The sequence below is a fragment of the Actinacidiphila bryophytorum genome (genome assembly GCF_016916835.1).
Classification (GTDB): domain Bacteria; phylum Actinomycetota; class Actinomycetes; order Streptomycetales; family Streptomycetaceae; genus Actinacidiphila; species Actinacidiphila bryophytorum.
On record NZ_JAFFIX010000023.1, the window covers coordinates 122804 to 138998 of the forward strand.

The 16195-nt window shown below is 73.2% G+C and carries 12 protein-coding genes; 10 read left to right on the plus strand and 2 right to left on the minus strand.

Annotation, left to right across the window (positions count from 1 at the left end; genetic code table 11):
- Positions 1-32 precede the first annotated feature (32 nt).
- From JT723_RS27480 to JT723_RS27505, 6 genes are all read left to right on the plus strand, one after another.
- Positions 33-1154 (plus strand): M24 family metallopeptidase, encoded by a 1122-nt coding sequence (locus tag JT723_RS27480; protein ID WP_205047513.1) that lies wholly within the window; start codon positions 33-35, stop codon positions 1152-1154.
- 151 nt (positions 1155-1305) lie between these two features.
- Positions 1306-2712 carry a C39 family peptidase gene (locus JT723_RS27485; RefSeq protein ID WP_205047497.1) on the plus strand — a complete coding sequence of 469 codons (1407 nt, stop codon included), beginning with the start codon at positions 1306-1308 and terminating at the stop codon, positions 2710-2712.
- A 162-nt stretch (positions 2713-2874) separates the two neighbouring features.
- Positions 2875-4119 (plus strand): chitinase, encoded by a 1245-nt coding sequence (locus JT723_RS27490; RefSeq protein ID WP_205047498.1) that lies wholly within the window; start codon positions 2875-2877, stop codon positions 4117-4119.
- 285 nt (positions 4120-4404) lie between these two features.
- A complete protein-coding gene (locus tag JT723_RS27495; protein WP_205047499.1) occupies positions 4405-5220 on the plus strand; it encodes an SAM-dependent methyltransferase in 816 nt (271 codons plus the stop codon).
- A gap of 44 nt (positions 5221-5264) precedes the next feature.
- Entirely contained in the window at positions 5265-7430 is a 2166-nt protein-coding gene (locus JT723_RS27500; RefSeq protein WP_205047500.1) for a putative bifunctional diguanylate cyclase/phosphodiesterase, read from the plus strand.
- A gap of 79 nt (positions 7431-7509) precedes the next feature.
- A complete protein-coding gene (locus tag JT723_RS27505; protein ID WP_205047514.1) occupies positions 7510-8766 on the plus strand; it encodes an SLC13 family permease in 1257 nt (418 codons plus the stop codon).
- Between the two features lie 12 nt (positions 8767-8778).
- Here the strand turns inward: JT723_RS27505 and JT723_RS27510 are convergent, their stop codons facing one another.
- Positions 8779-9525, minus strand: a complete 747-nt coding sequence (locus JT723_RS27510) for a hypothetical protein (protein WP_205047501.1) — start codon at positions 9523-9525, stop codon at positions 8779-8781.
- Positions 9526-10048: 523 nt separating this feature from the next.
- Between JT723_RS27510 and JT723_RS27515 the strand changes: the two genes are divergently transcribed.
- On the plus strand, positions 10049-11224 hold the full coding sequence (locus tag JT723_RS27515; protein WP_205047502.1) for an acyl-CoA dehydrogenase family protein: 1176 nt from the start codon (positions 10049-10051) through the stop codon (positions 11222-11224).
- Between the two features lie 72 nt (positions 11225-11296).
- Here JT723_RS27515 and JT723_RS27520 read toward each other — a convergent pair whose 3' ends face one another.
- Positions 11297-11794, minus strand: coding sequence for a hypothetical protein (locus tag JT723_RS27520; protein WP_205047503.1), 498 nt, complete (start codon positions 11792-11794; stop codon positions 11297-11299).
- A gap of 280 nt (positions 11795-12074) precedes the next feature.
- On the opposite strand from JT723_RS27520, the gene JT723_RS27525 reads away from it, so the two are divergent.
- From JT723_RS27525 to JT723_RS27535, 3 genes are all read left to right on the plus strand, one after another.
- Positions 12075-13325: an FAD-binding protein gene (locus JT723_RS27525; protein WP_372441389.1), complete on the plus strand. Its 1251-nt coding sequence runs from the start codon at positions 12075-12077 to the stop codon at positions 13323-13325.
- Positions 13326-13360: 35 nt separating this feature from the next.
- Positions 13361-13801 (plus strand): Lrp/AsnC family transcriptional regulator, encoded by a 441-nt coding sequence (locus JT723_RS27530; RefSeq protein ID WP_205047516.1) that lies wholly within the window; start codon positions 13361-13363, stop codon positions 13799-13801.
- A gap of 258 nt (positions 13802-14059) precedes the next feature.
- On the plus strand, positions 14060-15709 hold the full coding sequence (locus tag JT723_RS27535) for an amidohydrolase (RefSeq protein WP_205047504.1): 1650 nt from the start codon (positions 14060-14062) through the stop codon (positions 15707-15709).
- The last annotated feature ends 486 nt before the right edge of the window (positions 15710-16195 follow it).

Consider the following 16195-nt stretch of genomic DNA (forward strand, 5'->3'; position numbering starts at 1 on the left):
GTGGTCCCGATTACCGTGGTCGGGTGACCGATATCCAGGACTCCACCGCCCTCCATCCCGCCGACCGCCTCGAACTCGCCAGGAGGGCCACCGCCGACGCGGGGGTGGACGCGCTGCTGGTCTCGCCGGGCGCCGACCTGCGTTATCTGACCGGCTATCAGGCGCTGCCGCTGGAGCGGCTGACGTGCCTGGTGGTGCCGGCCGAGGGGGAGCCCTTCCTGGTGGCGCCGGCCCTTGAGGTCGCGGCGGCGCAGGCGTCCCCGGCGGGCGGGCTCGGCCTGGAGATCACCGGTTTCGCCGAGACGGACGACGCGTACGCGCTGATCGCCCGCCGGCTGCCGGCCGGTGTGCGGCGTTTCGCGGTGGACAACCACATGTGGGCGGAGAAGCTGCTGGCCTTCCAGGCCGCGCTGCCCGACGCCCAGGCGTGCCTGGCCGGCGACGTCCTGACGGAGCTTCGCCTGCGCAAGACGCCCGCGGAGGTGGCGGCGCTGCGCCGGGCGGGCGGCGCCATCGACCGGGTGCACCGCAGGATGGGGGAGTGGCTGCTGGCCGGGCGTACCGAGCGAGAGGTCGCCAGGGACATCGCGGACGCGATCGTGGCGGCGGGCCACGCGACGGTGGACTTCGTCATCGTCGGCTCGGGGCCGAACAGCGCGAGCCCGCACCACGAGGTGTCGGACCGGGTGATCCGCACCGGCGACCCGGTGGTGGTCGACATCGGCGGCACCACCGCCGACGGCTACTGCTCGGACTCCACCCGCACCTACGCGGTGGGCGAGCCGCCCGCGGCCTTCCGCGAGCTGTACGAGGTGCTGCTGCGCGCGCAGACCGCGCAGACCGACGCGGTGCGCCCGGGCATCACCGCCGAGCAACTGGACGCGGTGGGGCGGGACATCATCACCGCGGCGGGCTACGGCGAGCACTTCATCCACCGTACGGGCCACGGCATCGGCATGGAGTCGCACGAGGAGCCGTACATCGTGGCGGGCAGCAGCCGGGCGCTGGCGCCGGGCATGGCCTTCTCGATCGAGCCGGGCATCTATCTGCCCGGCACCTTCGGCGCCCGCATCGAGGACATCGCGGTGTGCACGCAAGACGGCGGCGAGCGGCTGAATCTGACCGGGCGTGACCTGGTGGTCCTGCCGGGCTGAGCGCCACAGGAGCAGACCAATGTTGGTCCCGCCACGCGGTCGGAAAACCTGGTGGAAAGGGCGTCTGGGCTGCAATGGTGGTGCGACCTGCCGCCCGGGCGGCGCGCAGGGGTGTCCCGTACCCGTCGAGGGAAAACGAGGGGATTCAGCCATGACAAGTAACGCCCCCCGCCGTGCCGTGATCGCCGCAGCACTGGCCGCCGCGGCGGCCGCGGCGAGCACCGCGGCCGCGCAGTCCGCGTCGGCCGCGCCGTCCGGCGCCGCCGTTCCCGGCGCGGCGCCGCAGCGGCACGGCCGCGACGGCGAGCCCGACACCGCTCCGGTCGACTACCACGGCTGGACGTCCTTCGCCGACTGGCTGTTCGGCGCGCACGCGGGCACCCGCCCGGTGCCCGGGCCGCGCCCAGGGCTGGAGTTCGACCGGGCGACCGGCAGCCTGGACTACACCGACCCGCACACCGGTATCACCGCCACCTGGGAGTCGGCCTCCTGGACGTCGCCGGTGCGCAAGGTCCCGCACCCGGCGAGCGAGCTGATCTCGTCGTGGAACGCACACACCCCGGCCGGCACCTGGATCCAGGTGGAGCTGCTGGGCACGTACACCGACGGCACCGCGACCCCGGCGTATGTGATGGGCCGCTGGACGGCGGGCGACGGCGACGAGGACATCCGCCGCACCTCGGTGGACGACCAGACCGACGGCAAGAGCAGCATCTGGACCGACACCTTCTCCATCGACGACACGACGGCCGGTCCGCTGCTCGCCTCGTACCAGCTGCGGCTGACGCTTTTCCGCAGGCCCGGCAGCAAGCTGACGCCGACCGTGTGGCGGCTGGGAGCGATGGCGTCGAACATCCCGGACCGCTTCACCGTGCCGGCCTCCGTGCCGGGCGAGGGCGCGGGTGTGGAGCTGCCGGTGCCGGCGTACTCGCAGAACATCCACAAGGGGCAGTACCCGGAGTACGACAACGGCGGCGAGGCCTGGTGCAGCCCGACGTCGTCCACGATGGTCATCGAGTACTGGGGCCGCGGCCCGACCGCCGAGCAGCTGGCCTGGGTCGACCCGTCGTACGCGGACCCGCAGGTCGACCAGGGCGCCCGCTACACCTACGACTACCAGTACGAGGGCTGCGGCAACTGGCCCTTCAACGCGGCCTACGCGGCGACGTACAAGGACATGCAGGGCGTCATCACCCGGCTGCACTCGCTGAACGACGTCGAGAAGCTGATCAAGGCCGGAATCCCGGTGATAACGTCCCAGTCCTTCCTGGCCTCCGAGCTGGACGGCGCCGGCTACGGTACCTCGGGCCATCTGATGGCCCTGGTGGGCTTCACCGCCGAGGGCGACGTGGTCGCCAACGACCCGGCCAGCGACAGCGACGCGGTGGTGCGCAACGTCTACAAGCGCGCCCAGTTCGAGACGATCTGGCTGCGCACCAAGCGGATCAACGCCTCCGGCGGGGTCAGCGGCGGCACCGGCGGGGTCTGCTACCTGTACTTCCCTGCCCAGCCGAGCCCGGGGCAGCGGCGGGCGCTCGCGGCGGTCGGTGTGGTGTGAAAACGGGGCGCTCCGGGCGCCCTTGACGTGCGGCGGCCCGCCGGAGACCCCGATTGGTAGAGACCAATTTTGTGGGTTGCTCTAAAGGTCTGGACCAAGTCATTGACGGGTCCGTGTCAGCGCAGGATTCTGCTGGCACGTTCCCCCACAGGAGGTCCAGACGTGAAGCGTCTCCATGCACTGGGTTCCGGCGTGGCCGCCGCCGCCCTCGCCTTCGCCGGGCTCGGTGTCGCCACCGCGCTCGGCGCGGGACAGGCGAGCGGTGCCACCGCGTCGGCGAACGCCCTGAGCAACCAGTGGTACGCCGCCGCCCCCTATCTGATGCCGACCGACAACAACCCGCCGGACGCGACCGCGATCATGGACGCCACCGGACTCAAGGCCTTCCAGCTGGCCTTCATCCTGGCCCCCAACGGCGGCGGCTGCAGCCCGACATGGGGCGGTACCAGTGCGGTGTCCTCCGACACCGCGGTCGCCGGGGTGATCTCCGCGATCCGGGCCAAGGGCGGCGACGTCTCGGTCTCCATCGGCGGCTACGGCGGCACCAAACTCGGCCAGGCCTGTGCCGACGCGGCCTCCACGGCGGCCGCCTACCAGCAGGTGATCACCAAGTACCAGCTGCACGCGATCGACTTCGACCTGGAGGAGCCGGAGTACGAGAACACCGCGGCCGTCGCGCACGAGATCGGCGCGGCCAAGATCCTGCAGCAGAACAACCCGGGCCTGTTCGTGTCGGTGACCACCGCGGGCACCGCGGCCGGCACCGGCTGGTTCGGCCAGCAGATGCTCAACGAGGCGAAGTCGCAGGGCTTCACGCCCAACAACTTCTCCATCATGCCCTTCGACGGCGGCTTCAACGGCGCCGCCTCGCAGACCGCCGCGCTGACCGCCTTCAACGGCCTGCTCAAGACCACCTTCGGCTGGGACACCGCCACCGCGTACGCCCACGAGGGCTTCTCCGGCATGAACGGCCGCAGCGACTCGGGCGAGTACTTCTACCAGGCGGACTTCCAGACCGTGCTGGACTACGCGACCAGCCACGGCATGGGCCGATTCACCTTCTGGTCGCTCAACCGGGACCGCCAGTGCAGCCCGCCGGACAACGGCACGACATCCGGTGTGTGCAGCAGTGTGCCGCAGGGCAACTGGGACTTCGCCAAGTACTCGGTGAAGTTCGCCGGCGCCACCCCGCCCAGCACCCCGCCGCCCACCACCCCGCCGACCACGGGCGGCAGCACCGGCGGCGGCACCTGCACGGTCGCCGAGTGGAGCGCGTCCGCGGTGTACGTGGGAGGCAACGAGGTGGCCCACAACAGCCACAAGTGGAAGGCCAAGTGGTGGACCACCAACGAGGAGCCCGGCACCACCGGTGAGTGGGGCGTATGGCAGGACGAGGGCGCCTGCTGACACGGCCGGCGACTGGCCGGAAATCGATGGTGGACCCGTGGCGGGAGCGGCCACGGGTCCACCATCGTTTCTGTGCTTGCCCTGCACCGTGTGCGCAAATTCGCCGTGGCGCGTTTTCGCAGCTGTACATGCCGGTTGTTGTTGACCGAAAACGGACGTCACATCTCCGGATGCGTGTTTCGCTCCGAACACGTGATCAGTAGCCTCGCAGAGTAAGCGGCCCACCGTCCGCGGCAGTTGACTCCGGACGCGTCCACCCGGCCCCACGACCTGGAGATCCCCACCGTGACCGACCGTCCTTCCTGGGCACCGCCCGGCATCGACATCACCGTGCCCAGCGTGTCCCGGGTGTACGACTACTTCCTCGGCGGTTCGCACAACTTCGAGGTGGACAGGGAAGCGGCCAGGGTCGCCCTCAAGGCCATCCCCGCGATCCCCAAGGTCGGGCAGGCCAACCGGGCGGTCATGCGCCGGGCGGTACGGCACGCGGTCGGCCGCGGTATCGACCAGTTCCTGGACATCGGCTCCGGCATACCGACCTTCGGCAACGTCCACGAGGTCGTCCACACGCTGAACCCGGCCGCGAACGTCGTCTACGTCGACAACGACCCGGTCGCCGTCGCCCACAGCAAGGCCGTGCTGGAGGGCAACGAACACGCCACGATCGCCGCCGCCGACCTGCGCGACCCGCGCTCGGTGCTCGACCACCCCGAGACCCGCAGGATGCTCGACCTCGACCGGCCGGTCGCCCTGCTGCTGGTGGCGGTGCTGCACTTCCTACGCGACTCCGACAACGTGTACGGCGTGGTCGGCGAACTGCGCGACGCGCTCGCCCCCGGCAGCGTCCTGGTCATCACGCACGCCACCCCGCAGGCCGGCCCGATCAGCGAGGACCAGCGCCGGGTCCAGGAGGTCTACCGGCGCACCAGCACCCCGCTGCTGATGCGGACGGTGCCCGAGGTGGAACGCTTCTTCACCGGGTTCGAGCTGCTCGACCCCGGTGTCGTCCCGCTGACGCACTGGCGCCCCGACACCCCGCCGAGCGACGAGGACGACCCCGTCCTGCTCACCGGACTCGCCGGCGTGGGGTTGAAAGCGTGACCGCGGGACCGCCCGTCCCCCGGTGCAGGGTCACGGGCGCACCCATGGCGGCCGACCGGCTGACCAGCGGTCAGGAGGCCGGTGCCGACAGCCTCGCGCGGTTCGCCGCGATCTGGGGCCGGGCCATCTACCCCGTCACCGCCACCTCGATGACCAGGGCCGAGTTCGAGCAGCACCTGCTCCCGCTGGCCCGCACCCTCAGGGACACCCTGCACGCCGAGCGCTTCGACCCGCGCGACGCCGTACCCGTGGGCGAGGGACTGGTGGCCGCGCACTGCACCGACCCCGAGGCGCTGCCCAGCATCCTCGGCATCATCGACGCCTACCTGGTGCTCTACTGCGGCCCCGGCCTCGGCCTGCCCGCGGAGGAGTGCCGGGTGCGCTGCTCACGGCTGCAGCACGCGGTCGCCGTCGGCTTCTCGCACGCGCTGCGCGAACGGACCCTGCACGAGCAGGAGTCGATCTCCCGGGCCGCGCTGAACGCCAAGACCGAGGCCGAGAGCGCCCTGGCCGCGAGCGAGGCCCGCTTTCGCGCGGTCTTCGAGACCGCCGCCGTCGGCATCGGCATCGCCGACCTCGAAGGCAACGTGCTGGAGGTCAACGAGGCGCTCACCCGGATGCTCGGCAGCGAGGCCTACATCAGGCACCGCAAGGCCGGCGACTGGACGCACCCGGACAACGGCCCCGGCACCGACGACACCCTCAACCGCGAACTCGCCCGCGGCGAACGCGACCACTACCACATCGAGAAGGCCTACCCCCGCTCCGACGGCTCGGTGCTGTGGGCCAACGTCCAGGTCTCGCTGCTGCGCGACGCAGCCGGCCGCCCGAAGTACCAGCTGGCGCTGCTCGAAGACATCACCGAGCGCCGCCGGCTGGTCGAGCGGCTGCGCCACCAGGCCACCCACGACGCGCTCACCGGGCTGCCCAACCGCGCCCTGTTCTTCGAGCGCCTCGACCGCGCGCTGAGCACCGCGGAAGAGCCTGGCGCCGACCGCAGGATCGGCGTCTGCTACCTCGACCTGGACGGCTTCAAGGCGGTCAACGACAGCCTCGGCCACGCCGTCGGCGACCGCCTGCTGGTCGCCGTCGCCGACCGGCTGCGCGACTGCGTGACCTCGCCCGACCAGTTGGTCGCCAGGATCGGCGGCGACGAGTTCGTCGCCCTGTACGCCGACCCGCCGGACCTGGCCGCCGTCACGGACCTGGCAGGGCGCATACTCGAGGCGCTGTCCACGCCCGTGCTGCTGGACGACCGCCCGCTGCCGGTGCACGGCAGCATCGGCATCGTGCACGGCCAGGTCGGCGGCCGCGGCGCCGCCGACGTGCTGCGCAGCGCCGACATCACGATGTACCGCGCCAAGGAGCGCGGCGGCAACCGCTACGAGGTCGCCGACCCCGACGCCGACGCGCGCGCCATCACCCGGCACGGGCTGACCAACCAGCTGCCCAGCGCGCTGCGGCACGGCGAGTTCTTCGTCGAGTACCAGCCGCTGATCGGCCTGGAGGACGGTGCGGTGCTCGGCGCCGAGGCGCTGGTGCGCTGGTCCCACCCGGTGCACGGGGTGCTCGGCCCCGACCAGTTCATCCCGCTCGCCGAGAGCACCGGGCAGATCGTGCCGCTGGGCCGCTGGGTGCTGGAGCAGGCCGCCCAGCAGGCCAGGGACTGGCACGACCGCAAGTTCACCGGCCCGGCGCCGCGGATCAACGTCAACCTCTCACCGGTGCAGCTGACCCACCCCGACCTGGTGGCCGAGGTCGCCGCGGTGCTGGACGAGACGGGCCTGCAGCCCAGCGCGCTGTGCCTGGAGGTCACCGAGAGCGCCCTGATCGGCGCCGACGAGGACGCGCTCAAGCCGCTGCGCAGGATCGCCGACCTCGGGGTCGCCATAGCGCTCGACGACTTCGGCACCGGCTACTCCAACCTGTCCTCGCTGCGCTGGCTTCCGGTCAGTGTGCTCAAGCTCGACCGGTCCTTCACCCGCGGCATGCGCCAGCACCCCGCAGACCCGGTCGAGATGAAGATCGTCGAGGGCATCGTCTCGCTCGCCCACACCCTGAACCTCACCGTGACCGTCGAGGGCGTCGAGACCCGCACCCAGGCCGAGCACCTGCGTGCGCTGGGCTGCGACACCGCACAGGGCTGGTACTACGGCAAGGCGGGGCCGGCCGAGCAACTGCACAGGCTGACGCTGGCCGACGCCGGCTGACGCGGTGCTGCTGCACGGCTGCTCCTTGCGGCTGTGATGGAATCCCCGGGTAGACCGCATCCGGATCCGGGGGTTCCAGCTGAGTACCGCAGCCGCAGAGACGCTGTCCGTGGCCGTGCTGCTGGTCGTCCTCGCCTTCGCCGTGCTGCGGCCGCGGGGCTGGCCCGAGGCCGCCGCGGCGGTGCCCGCCGCCGCGCTGCTCACCGCGGTCGGTGCGGTCCCGCCGTCGGCGGCCTGGCACCAGATCACGGAGCTTGCGCCGGTCGTCGGCTTCCTGGCCGCCGTGCTGGTGCTGGCCGAACTGTGTGCGGACGACGGGCTGTTCACCGCGGCGGGCGACGCCATCGCGCAGGCCTGCCACGGCGAGCCGCAGCGGCTGCTCGCCGGGGTCTTCGCGGTCGCCGCCGTGGTGACCGCGGTACTGAGCCTGGACGCCACCGTCGTCCTGCTCACCCCGGTGGTCATCGCGACCGCGAGCCGGGCCGGCGCCCGGCCCAGGCCCCCCGTCTACGCGTGCGCCCACCTGGCGAACTCCGCGTCGCTGCTGCTGCCGGTCTCCAACCTCACCAACCTGCTGGCCTTCACCGCCGCCGACGTGACCTTCACCCGGTTCGCCGCCCTGATGGCGCTGCCGTGGGTGCTGGCCGTCGGCATCGAGTACGTCGTCTTCCGCCGCTTCTTCGCCGCCGACCTCGCCGTGGTCGAGCACCAGCCCGAGCGCGGCGAACCACCCGCGGTACCCGTCCTCACCCTGGTCGTGCTCGGCCTGACCCTGGCCGGCTTCGCCGTCACCTCGCTCGCCGGGATCAACCCGGCCTGGGCGGCGCTGGCCGGCGCCCTGGTGCTGGGCGTCAGGGCGCTGTACCGCCGCCGGGCCACGGTGCGCGGCCTGGTGGCCGCGGCCGGGCCGCTGTTCTGCCTTTTCGTGCTCGCGCTCGGCGTGGTCGTCGAGGCGGTCGTGCGCAACGGCCTGTCCGACGCGGCCGACGCGATCCTGCCGGACGGCAGCAGCCTGCCCGCGCTGCTCGGCACCGCCGCCTTCGCCGCCCTGCTGGCCAACCTCATCAACAACCTGCCCGCCGTGCTCGCGCTGCTCCCGCTGGCCGAGACCGGCGGTCCGGGACCCGTGCTCGCCGTGCTGATCGGCGTCAACCTCGGCCCCAACCTCAGCTACGCGGGGTCGCTCGCGACCCTGCTGTGGCGGCGGGTGCTGCACGACCACGGCACCGACGCGAAACTGGGCACGTTCACCCGGCTCGGCCTGCTGACCGTGCCGCCGACACTGGTGGCGTCCACCGCCGCGCTGTGGGTGGGCCTGCGGCTCACCGGCACCTGACACCCGCCCGGGTCAGCCACTCTTCTTCTCCAGGGCGGTGGGCGAGCCCAGGGCCTGCGACCCGGCGTCCAGCCGCAGATGCGTCGCGTCGGACATGGACAGCACGTAGTGCCTCCCCTTGGTGCACTGCAGGTGCAGCGACGTGTCGGTGGGCGTGCTGGTGACCGCGACGAAGGCCATCGTGTCGCCCTGCATCTCGGACAGCTGCAGGTCCTCCGTGCAGCCCGCGTCCGCGGTCGTGCCCGCCACCCGGACGTTGCTGACCTGCCGCCCCACGGTGCTGCCCCGCTTGCCGCCGGTCAGGGCGAGGGTGACCTCGATGCCGTCGCTGCCTTCGAGGGCGCTGCCCGGCCCCTCGCCGTACCAGGTGCCGAGCCAGGCGTCGGGCAGCGTGTCGGCCGGCGCGGACGTCGACGGACTCTTCCCGCCGGAGCCGCTGCTGCCGCCTCCGCCGCCGGAGCCGCCGTGCTGGTCGATCAGCACCGCCACCAGTACGCCGACCAGCGCGACCCCGGCCACCCCGAAGGCCACACCGGTGCCGCGCCGCCTGGCACGCCCCGCCGGCGGGCCGCCGTAAGGGGCGTACGGGCGCTTCGGCCCGGGCGCGGGCACGGGTGCGGTCGGCGGCAGGTAGGACGTACCGCCGCCCGGGCCGTAGGGCGTACCGCCGGGGCCGTACGGGGAAGGCCCGAAGTCCGGGGCAGGGCCCGCGCCCAGCGCGTCAGCGACGGCGCGGGGACGTACTCGGTCGCCAGCCACTGCGGGGCGGCGCCTGGCGGGCTGAAGTCCACCACCGCGACCGTCCACGGCGAGCGCGCCCGGTCGGCGTTCCTGATCTCCCGCGCGAAGCGGGCGCCGAAGCCGGGGTCGAGGGCGAACTGCGGCCGTACGGTCTTCACCGCGAGCGCCCGGCCCGCAGGAGTACGCCCAGGAACACCTGCCCCATGCCACCCGCACCGAGCCGCGCGAACAGCGGGTACCCGCCGATCGACCGCGGGTCGCCGGCCCCCAAGCTCTCGATGCGCGAAGCGTACGACGGCACGCCCGCCCGGCCCCGCCGCTTCGCGGAAACCGCGGCCCGCACCCCGCGGCGGCCCGCGGTGCTCCGCCGCGCCGGTGACGGGGCGTCGCCCGATCGGGCATACTCCAACCCGCCGGACGCGTTGATCAGCCCGTGCCGTGACCCGGTACGGGACCTTCTTGTCCGGGTATGCCCATCGGACGGCACCGCCCACCCACGGTGTTTGCCGCCGTCGCCCCCGAGAGGGAGGAGTGCGCCGCCATGCAGAGTTACGGTCCGCAGCCGGTGTCCCGCCAACTGCCCACCGAGGAGGCGCGGGACCTGCTCGCGCTCACCCGGGACCTCGCCCAGCGGGAGATCGCTCCCGGCGCCGCCGCCGAGGAGGAGGCCGGACGCTTCCCGCGCGAGACGTTCACCCTGATCGGCGAGGCAGGACTGCTCGGCCTGCCCTATCCGGAGGAGTACGGCGGCGGAGGCCAGCCGTACGAGGTCTACCTCCAGGTGCTCGAAGAGCTGGCGGCGGCCCGGCTGACCGTCGGTCTCGGCGTCAGCGTCCACACCCTGGCCTGCCACGCCGTCGCCCACTACGGCAGCAAGGAGCAGCGCGCCGAGCACCTGCCCGGCATGCTCGGCGGCACCCAGCTCGGCGCCTACTGCCTGTCGGAGCCGACCTCCGGCTCGGACGCCGCGGCCCTGCGCACCCGGGCGGCCCGCGACGGCGACGACTGGACCATCGACGGCACCAAGGCCTGGATCACCCACGGCGGCGCCGCCGACTTCTACACGGTCCTGGCCCGCAGCGGCGGCGAGGGCGCGCACGGCATCTCGGCGTACCTCGTACCCGGCGACGCACCCGGCCTGTCCGCGGCCCCGCCCGAGCGGAAGATGGGCCTGAAGGGCTCACCGACCGCACAGGTGCACTTCGACGGGGTCCGGGTGCCCGACACCCGCAGGATCGGCGAGCCGGGCCAGGGCTTCGCCATCGCGCTGGGCGCCCTGGACTCCGGGCGGCTGGGCATCGCCGCATGCGCCACCGGCGTGGCACAGGCCGCCCTGGACGCGGCCCTCGGCTACGTCCTGGAGCGGCGGCAGTTCGACCGGCCGGTCGCCGACTTCCAGGGCCTGCGCTTCATGCTCGCCGACATGGCCACCAGGATCGAGGCGGGCCGGGCGCTCTACCTCGCCGCCGCCCGGCTGCGCGACTCCGGCCAGCCCTTCTCGGCGCGGGCCGCCATGGCCAAGCTCTTCTGCACCGACACCGCGATGCAGGTGACCACCGACGCCGTCCAGCTGCTCGGCGGCTACGGCTACACCGCGGACTTCCCCGTCGAGCGTTACATGCGGGAGGCGAAGGTGCTGCAGATCGTGGAGGGCACCAACCAGATCCAGCGGATGGTCGTCGCCCGCCACCTCGCGGGCCCCGAGTCCCGGGGCTGAGCGCGCGGGTTGCAGAACGCGGAGGAACGCCGGGCCGGCGTCGTGCACGCCGGCCGGGCCACCGCGGGAACGTCAGGCCGCGAGCCGCTGCTCGGGCATGGGGATCGGCCGCGACTCGGGTCCGCCGACGTGCGAGAAGGGCTGCGTACGCCAGTCCAGGCCCGCGGGCAGCGCCAGCAGCGCCGCGAGGTCCTGCCGCTCGCCGTCGCCGGCTGCGCCGTCCGCAGGGCGGGCGTCGGCGACCGGGCGCCCGGAACCGTCGCACACGGTCAGGCCGAACGGATTCCACGGCGTCGGGCACAGCGCGTGCTGCGGCAGCCGCTCCTCGTCCGCGAAGACCGCGATGGGCCGGCCGCAGTCGGGGCAGGACACCCGGACGGCGTCGCCGAAGTCCTCCTCGAACGCCTCGTCGGCGTCCACGCCGTCCATGTCCATGAGGTCGTCCGACGCCTCGGCGTCGGAGCCCGCCGGCTCACCGGCGGGGAAGGCGAACGCGTCGTCGCGTTCGTGGTCCTCCTCGAAAGCGGGCCTGATCCGCTCGCTGCGGCTGCGGCGCACATGGTTACGCATGCTGCGTCTCCCCCTCGGGTGGGATGCCCTTCATCGGGTCGGCCCGGCGTCACGCCCGGGGCCATAGCGAGCACTTCCCGCCACGCTACGCGGGTAACCGCGCCAAAGTGGACGGAGCGGTGCACCGGATGTGGCCTTCGTCACACCCACCCGTTTGGCTGATTCATGCGCCCCCGGCGTGCGCCCGCGCACCCCCCTGCGCCCCCGCGCGGCGCCTTGCCGCGCATCCGGATAAGGTGCCAGCGGGCGAGGCCAGGACGGTCCGCCGGAAGCCGGAAGCGTGACAGCCATGCAGAGCAACTGGGCGGGGAACCTGACCTTCTCCGCGGCCGAAGTACACCGACCCGCCACCGTCGCGGAACTGCGCTCACTGGTCGCCAAGAGCCGCCGCGCCAAGGCACTCGGCAGCGCCCACTCCTTCAGCGACATCGCCGACACCGACGGCACCCTCATCGCGCTGTCCGCGCTGCCGCCCGAGATCGACATCGACACCGCGGCCCGCACCGTCCGGGTCGCCGCCGGCGTGCGCTACGCGGAACTCGCGGCACATCTGCACGCCCGCGGCTTCGCCCTGCCCAACATGGCGTCCCTGCCGCACATCTCCGTCGGCGGCTCCGTCGCCACCGGCACGCACGGCTCAGGCGACGCCAACGGCGGCCTGGCCACCGCCGTCTCCGCCGTCGACCTGGTCACCGCGGACGGCGGCATCCACACCATCAGCCGCGCCGCCGACCGCGACACCTTCGACGGCTCCGTCGTCGCCCTCGGCGCCCTCGGCATCGCCACCCACCTCACCCTCGACCTGCGGCCCGCCTACGACATACGCCAGCGCGTCCTCACCGGCCTCGAACTCACCGACGCCGCGGAGAACTTCGACGCGATCACGTCGGCCGCGTACAGCGTCAGCCTCTTCACCGACTGGCGGGGCCCGCGCTTCACCCAGGTCTGGCTCAAACAGCTCGCCGACGCCCCCGACGCCGACTTCCCGTGGGCCAAGCCCGCCGAGACCAAGATGCACCCCGTGCCCGGCGTCGACCCGGTGCACTGCACCGAGCAGTTCGACGTACCAGGGCCGTGGCACGAGCGGCTGCCGCACTTTCGTCCCGGCTTCACGCCCAGCAACGGCGAGGAGCTGCAGACCGAGTACCTGGTGCCCCGCGGCCACGCCGTCGCCGCCCTCACCGCAGTCGACGCGGTCCGCGACACCGTCGCCCCCGTCCTGCAGATCTGCGAGGTCCGCACCGTCGCCGCCGACCGGCTCTGGCTCAGCCCCGCCTACGGCCGCGACACCGTCGCCCTGCACTTCACCTGGGTCAAGGACACCGCCGCCGTCCTGCCCGTGCTCGCCGTCCTCGAAGCCGCACTCGCGCCCTACGAGCCCCGCCCGCACTGGGGCAAGCTCTTCACCACCGCACCCGCCGACGTCCGCGCCCGCTACCCCCGGATGCCCGACTTCCTGGCACTGGCCTCCGCCACCGACCCGGCCCGCACATTCTCCAACGGCTTCCTCGACCGGATGCTCCACGCATGACCGAAAGCGGCGGCGGGCCGGTAAGGTCGTCGGCTGTGGAAGAGCTGGATCGTCAGATCGTGGACCTGCTCATGGCCGACGGGCGCATGAGCTACACGGACCTGGGCAAGGCCACGGGCCTTTCCACCTCCGCGGTGCACCAGCGGGTGCGGCGGCTCGAACAGCGCGGAGTCATCCGCGGGTACGCCGCGATCGTCGACGCCGAGGCCGTCGGGCTCTCGCTGACCGCGTTCATCTCGGTCAAGCCGTTCGATCCGAGCGCGCCCGACGACATTCCCGAGCGGCTCGCCGACGTGCCCGAGATCGAGGCGTGCCATTCCGTGGCCGGGGACGAGAACTACATCCTCAAGGTGCGGGTGTCCACGCCGATCGAGCTCGAACACCTTCTCGCCAGGGTCCGGACCCTGGCGGGCGTCTCCACCCGCACCACCGTCGTCCTCTCGACCCCGTACGAGTCCCGACCCCCCCGCCTCTGACCGCCGTCGGCCTCGGGGGTGCCTGCCACCTGCGGTGGGCGCTCGCCTTTCCGCCGGTGGCGGGCTGGGCGCGCAGTTCCCCGCGCCCCTGGTCGTTGCCCTCTGTGCGCAGAGCCGGCGTTTTCAGGCGGCGCCCTCTGCGCACAGAGGGTGAGCGTTTTTCAGGGGCGCGGGGAACTGCGCGACCAGCCCACCGCCGGGGGGAGGTCCCGGGGCCGGCCGGGAAGGGCTCGGCGGGGGGTAGGGGAGACTGGGCGGATGCACCAGAGTTCACGTACGAACGGCGAACCGCCGAAAGCAACCGTCTTGCTGCGCGGTGGCTTCGTCTACACCCCGACCGACCCGTTCGCGACAGCGATCCTGCTGGACGGCGACACCGTGGCCTGGGTCGGCGAGGAGTCCGCCGCGGACTCCTTCGCCGCCGGCGCGGATGAGGTCGTCGACCTCGACGGCGCCCTGGTCACCCCGGCGTTCACGGACGCCCACGTGCACGTCACGGCGACGGGGCTGGCCCTGACGGGCCTGGACCTGGCAGGGGCAACGGACCTGGCGCAGGCGCTGGAGCAGGTGGCGGCGTACGCGGCGGCGCACCCCGCGGACCGCGTCATGCTCGGGCACGGCTGGGACGAGAGCCGCTGGCCGGAGCGGCGGGCGCCGACCCGGGCGGAGCTGGACCGGGTGACGGGCGGCCGCCCCCTGTACCTGTCGCGTACCGACGTGCACAGCGCGGCCGTCACCAGCGGCCTGGCCGCCCTCGTACCGGACCTGGCGGGGCTCGCGGGCCACGACCCGCAGGCGCCGCTCACCCGGGACGCGCACCACGCGGTGCGCAGGGCCGCGTACGCCGCCGTGACGCCCGCCCAGCGGGAGGCGGCCCAGCGGGCCGCGCTGCGGCACGCGGCAGCGCAGGGCATCGGCTCGCTGCACGAGTGCGCGGGTCCCGACATCTCCTCGCAGGACGACCTGACGGGCCTGCTGGCGCTGGCCGCGGCGGGCGACGGCCCGCGGGTGCTGGGCTACTGGGCCGAGCCGGTCCACGACCCCGCGGACCTGGACCGCCTGCGCGACCTCGGCGCGGTGGGCGCGGGCGGCGACCTGTTCGTGGACGGCTCCCTCGGCTCGCACACCGCCTGCCTGCACGCCCCCTACGCCGACGAGGCCGCCGTCACGGGCGTGTCGTACCTGGACGGCGAGACCATCGCCCGGCACCTGCTGCTGTGCACGCAAGGCGGTGTGCAGGCCGGCTTCCACGCCATCGGCGACGCGGCCGTCGACGCCGTCGTGGCGGGGGTCCGGGCCACGGCCGAGGCGGCCGGCCTGGACCGGGTGCGGGCGTTGCGGCACCGCGTCGAGCACGCGGAGATGCTCAGCGGGCAGGCCGTCGCGGGCTTCGCGGAGTTCGGCCTTGTCGCGTCCGTGCAGCCGGCCTTCGACGCGGCCTGGGGCGGCCCCGACGGCATGTACGCGGCACGGCTCGGCGCCGAGCGGGCCGCGGCACTCAACCCGTACGCGGCACTGACCCGAGCCGGTGTGCCGCTCGCGCTCGGCTCGGACAGCCCGGTCACCCCGCTGGACCCGTGGGGCGCGGTGCGGGCCGCCGCCTTCCACCGCACCCCGGAGCACCGGATCTCCGCCCGTGCAGCCTTCACCGGGCACACCCGCGGCGGGTGGCGTGCGGTCGGCAGGGACGACGCGGGCGTCCTGGTGCCCGGCGCACCGGCCGACTACGCGGTGTGGGAAGTCGGGGACCTGGTCGTCCAGGCACCCGACGAGCGGGTCGCCAACTGGTCGACCGACCCGCGCTCCGGCACCCCTGGCCTGCCCGATCTGACCCCGGGCGGTGAGCTGCCGACCGCGCTGCGTACGGTCGTCGGCGGCCGTACGGTGTACGAGCGGCCGAACGGGTGACCGGTGGCGGCGCCCGATGCGGCCGAACGGTGCGCCCTCGGCGCGCAGCGGCGTGTCGCATGCTGTTGGCGCAGTCCGCACTGACCTGCTGATTTGGTGAAACCCCGCAGGTCAAAGGGCTGTTGACAGTGGCCGGTCGGAGGCGAGTAGGTTCGGCGAAGTCCACCACAGGACGTCGAACCGGGGGTTTCTCCGCGGTTGTGTCGACCGCCGCTGGGCCATGGGGTGTCGCGCCGCACGTGCACGCCGCCACTGGCAGCCAGACCCAGCGTGCACGGCACGGAACGCGGCTCGCCAGTGGGCCTCTCCGCCCGTGAGGGCAGGAGGGTGAGTGCCGCCCGATCGGCAGGTGTGACCCGGGAAGGGTCCGGACGCCCAGTAGACAACGGCCTTGGTCAGACCCGCAGCCAGCGGGTCCCAGGTCGGCCCGAAGGGCGGCCGGACCCTCCCCCTGACTCCGTCGGGGGCACCCCCACCCTGACTCCG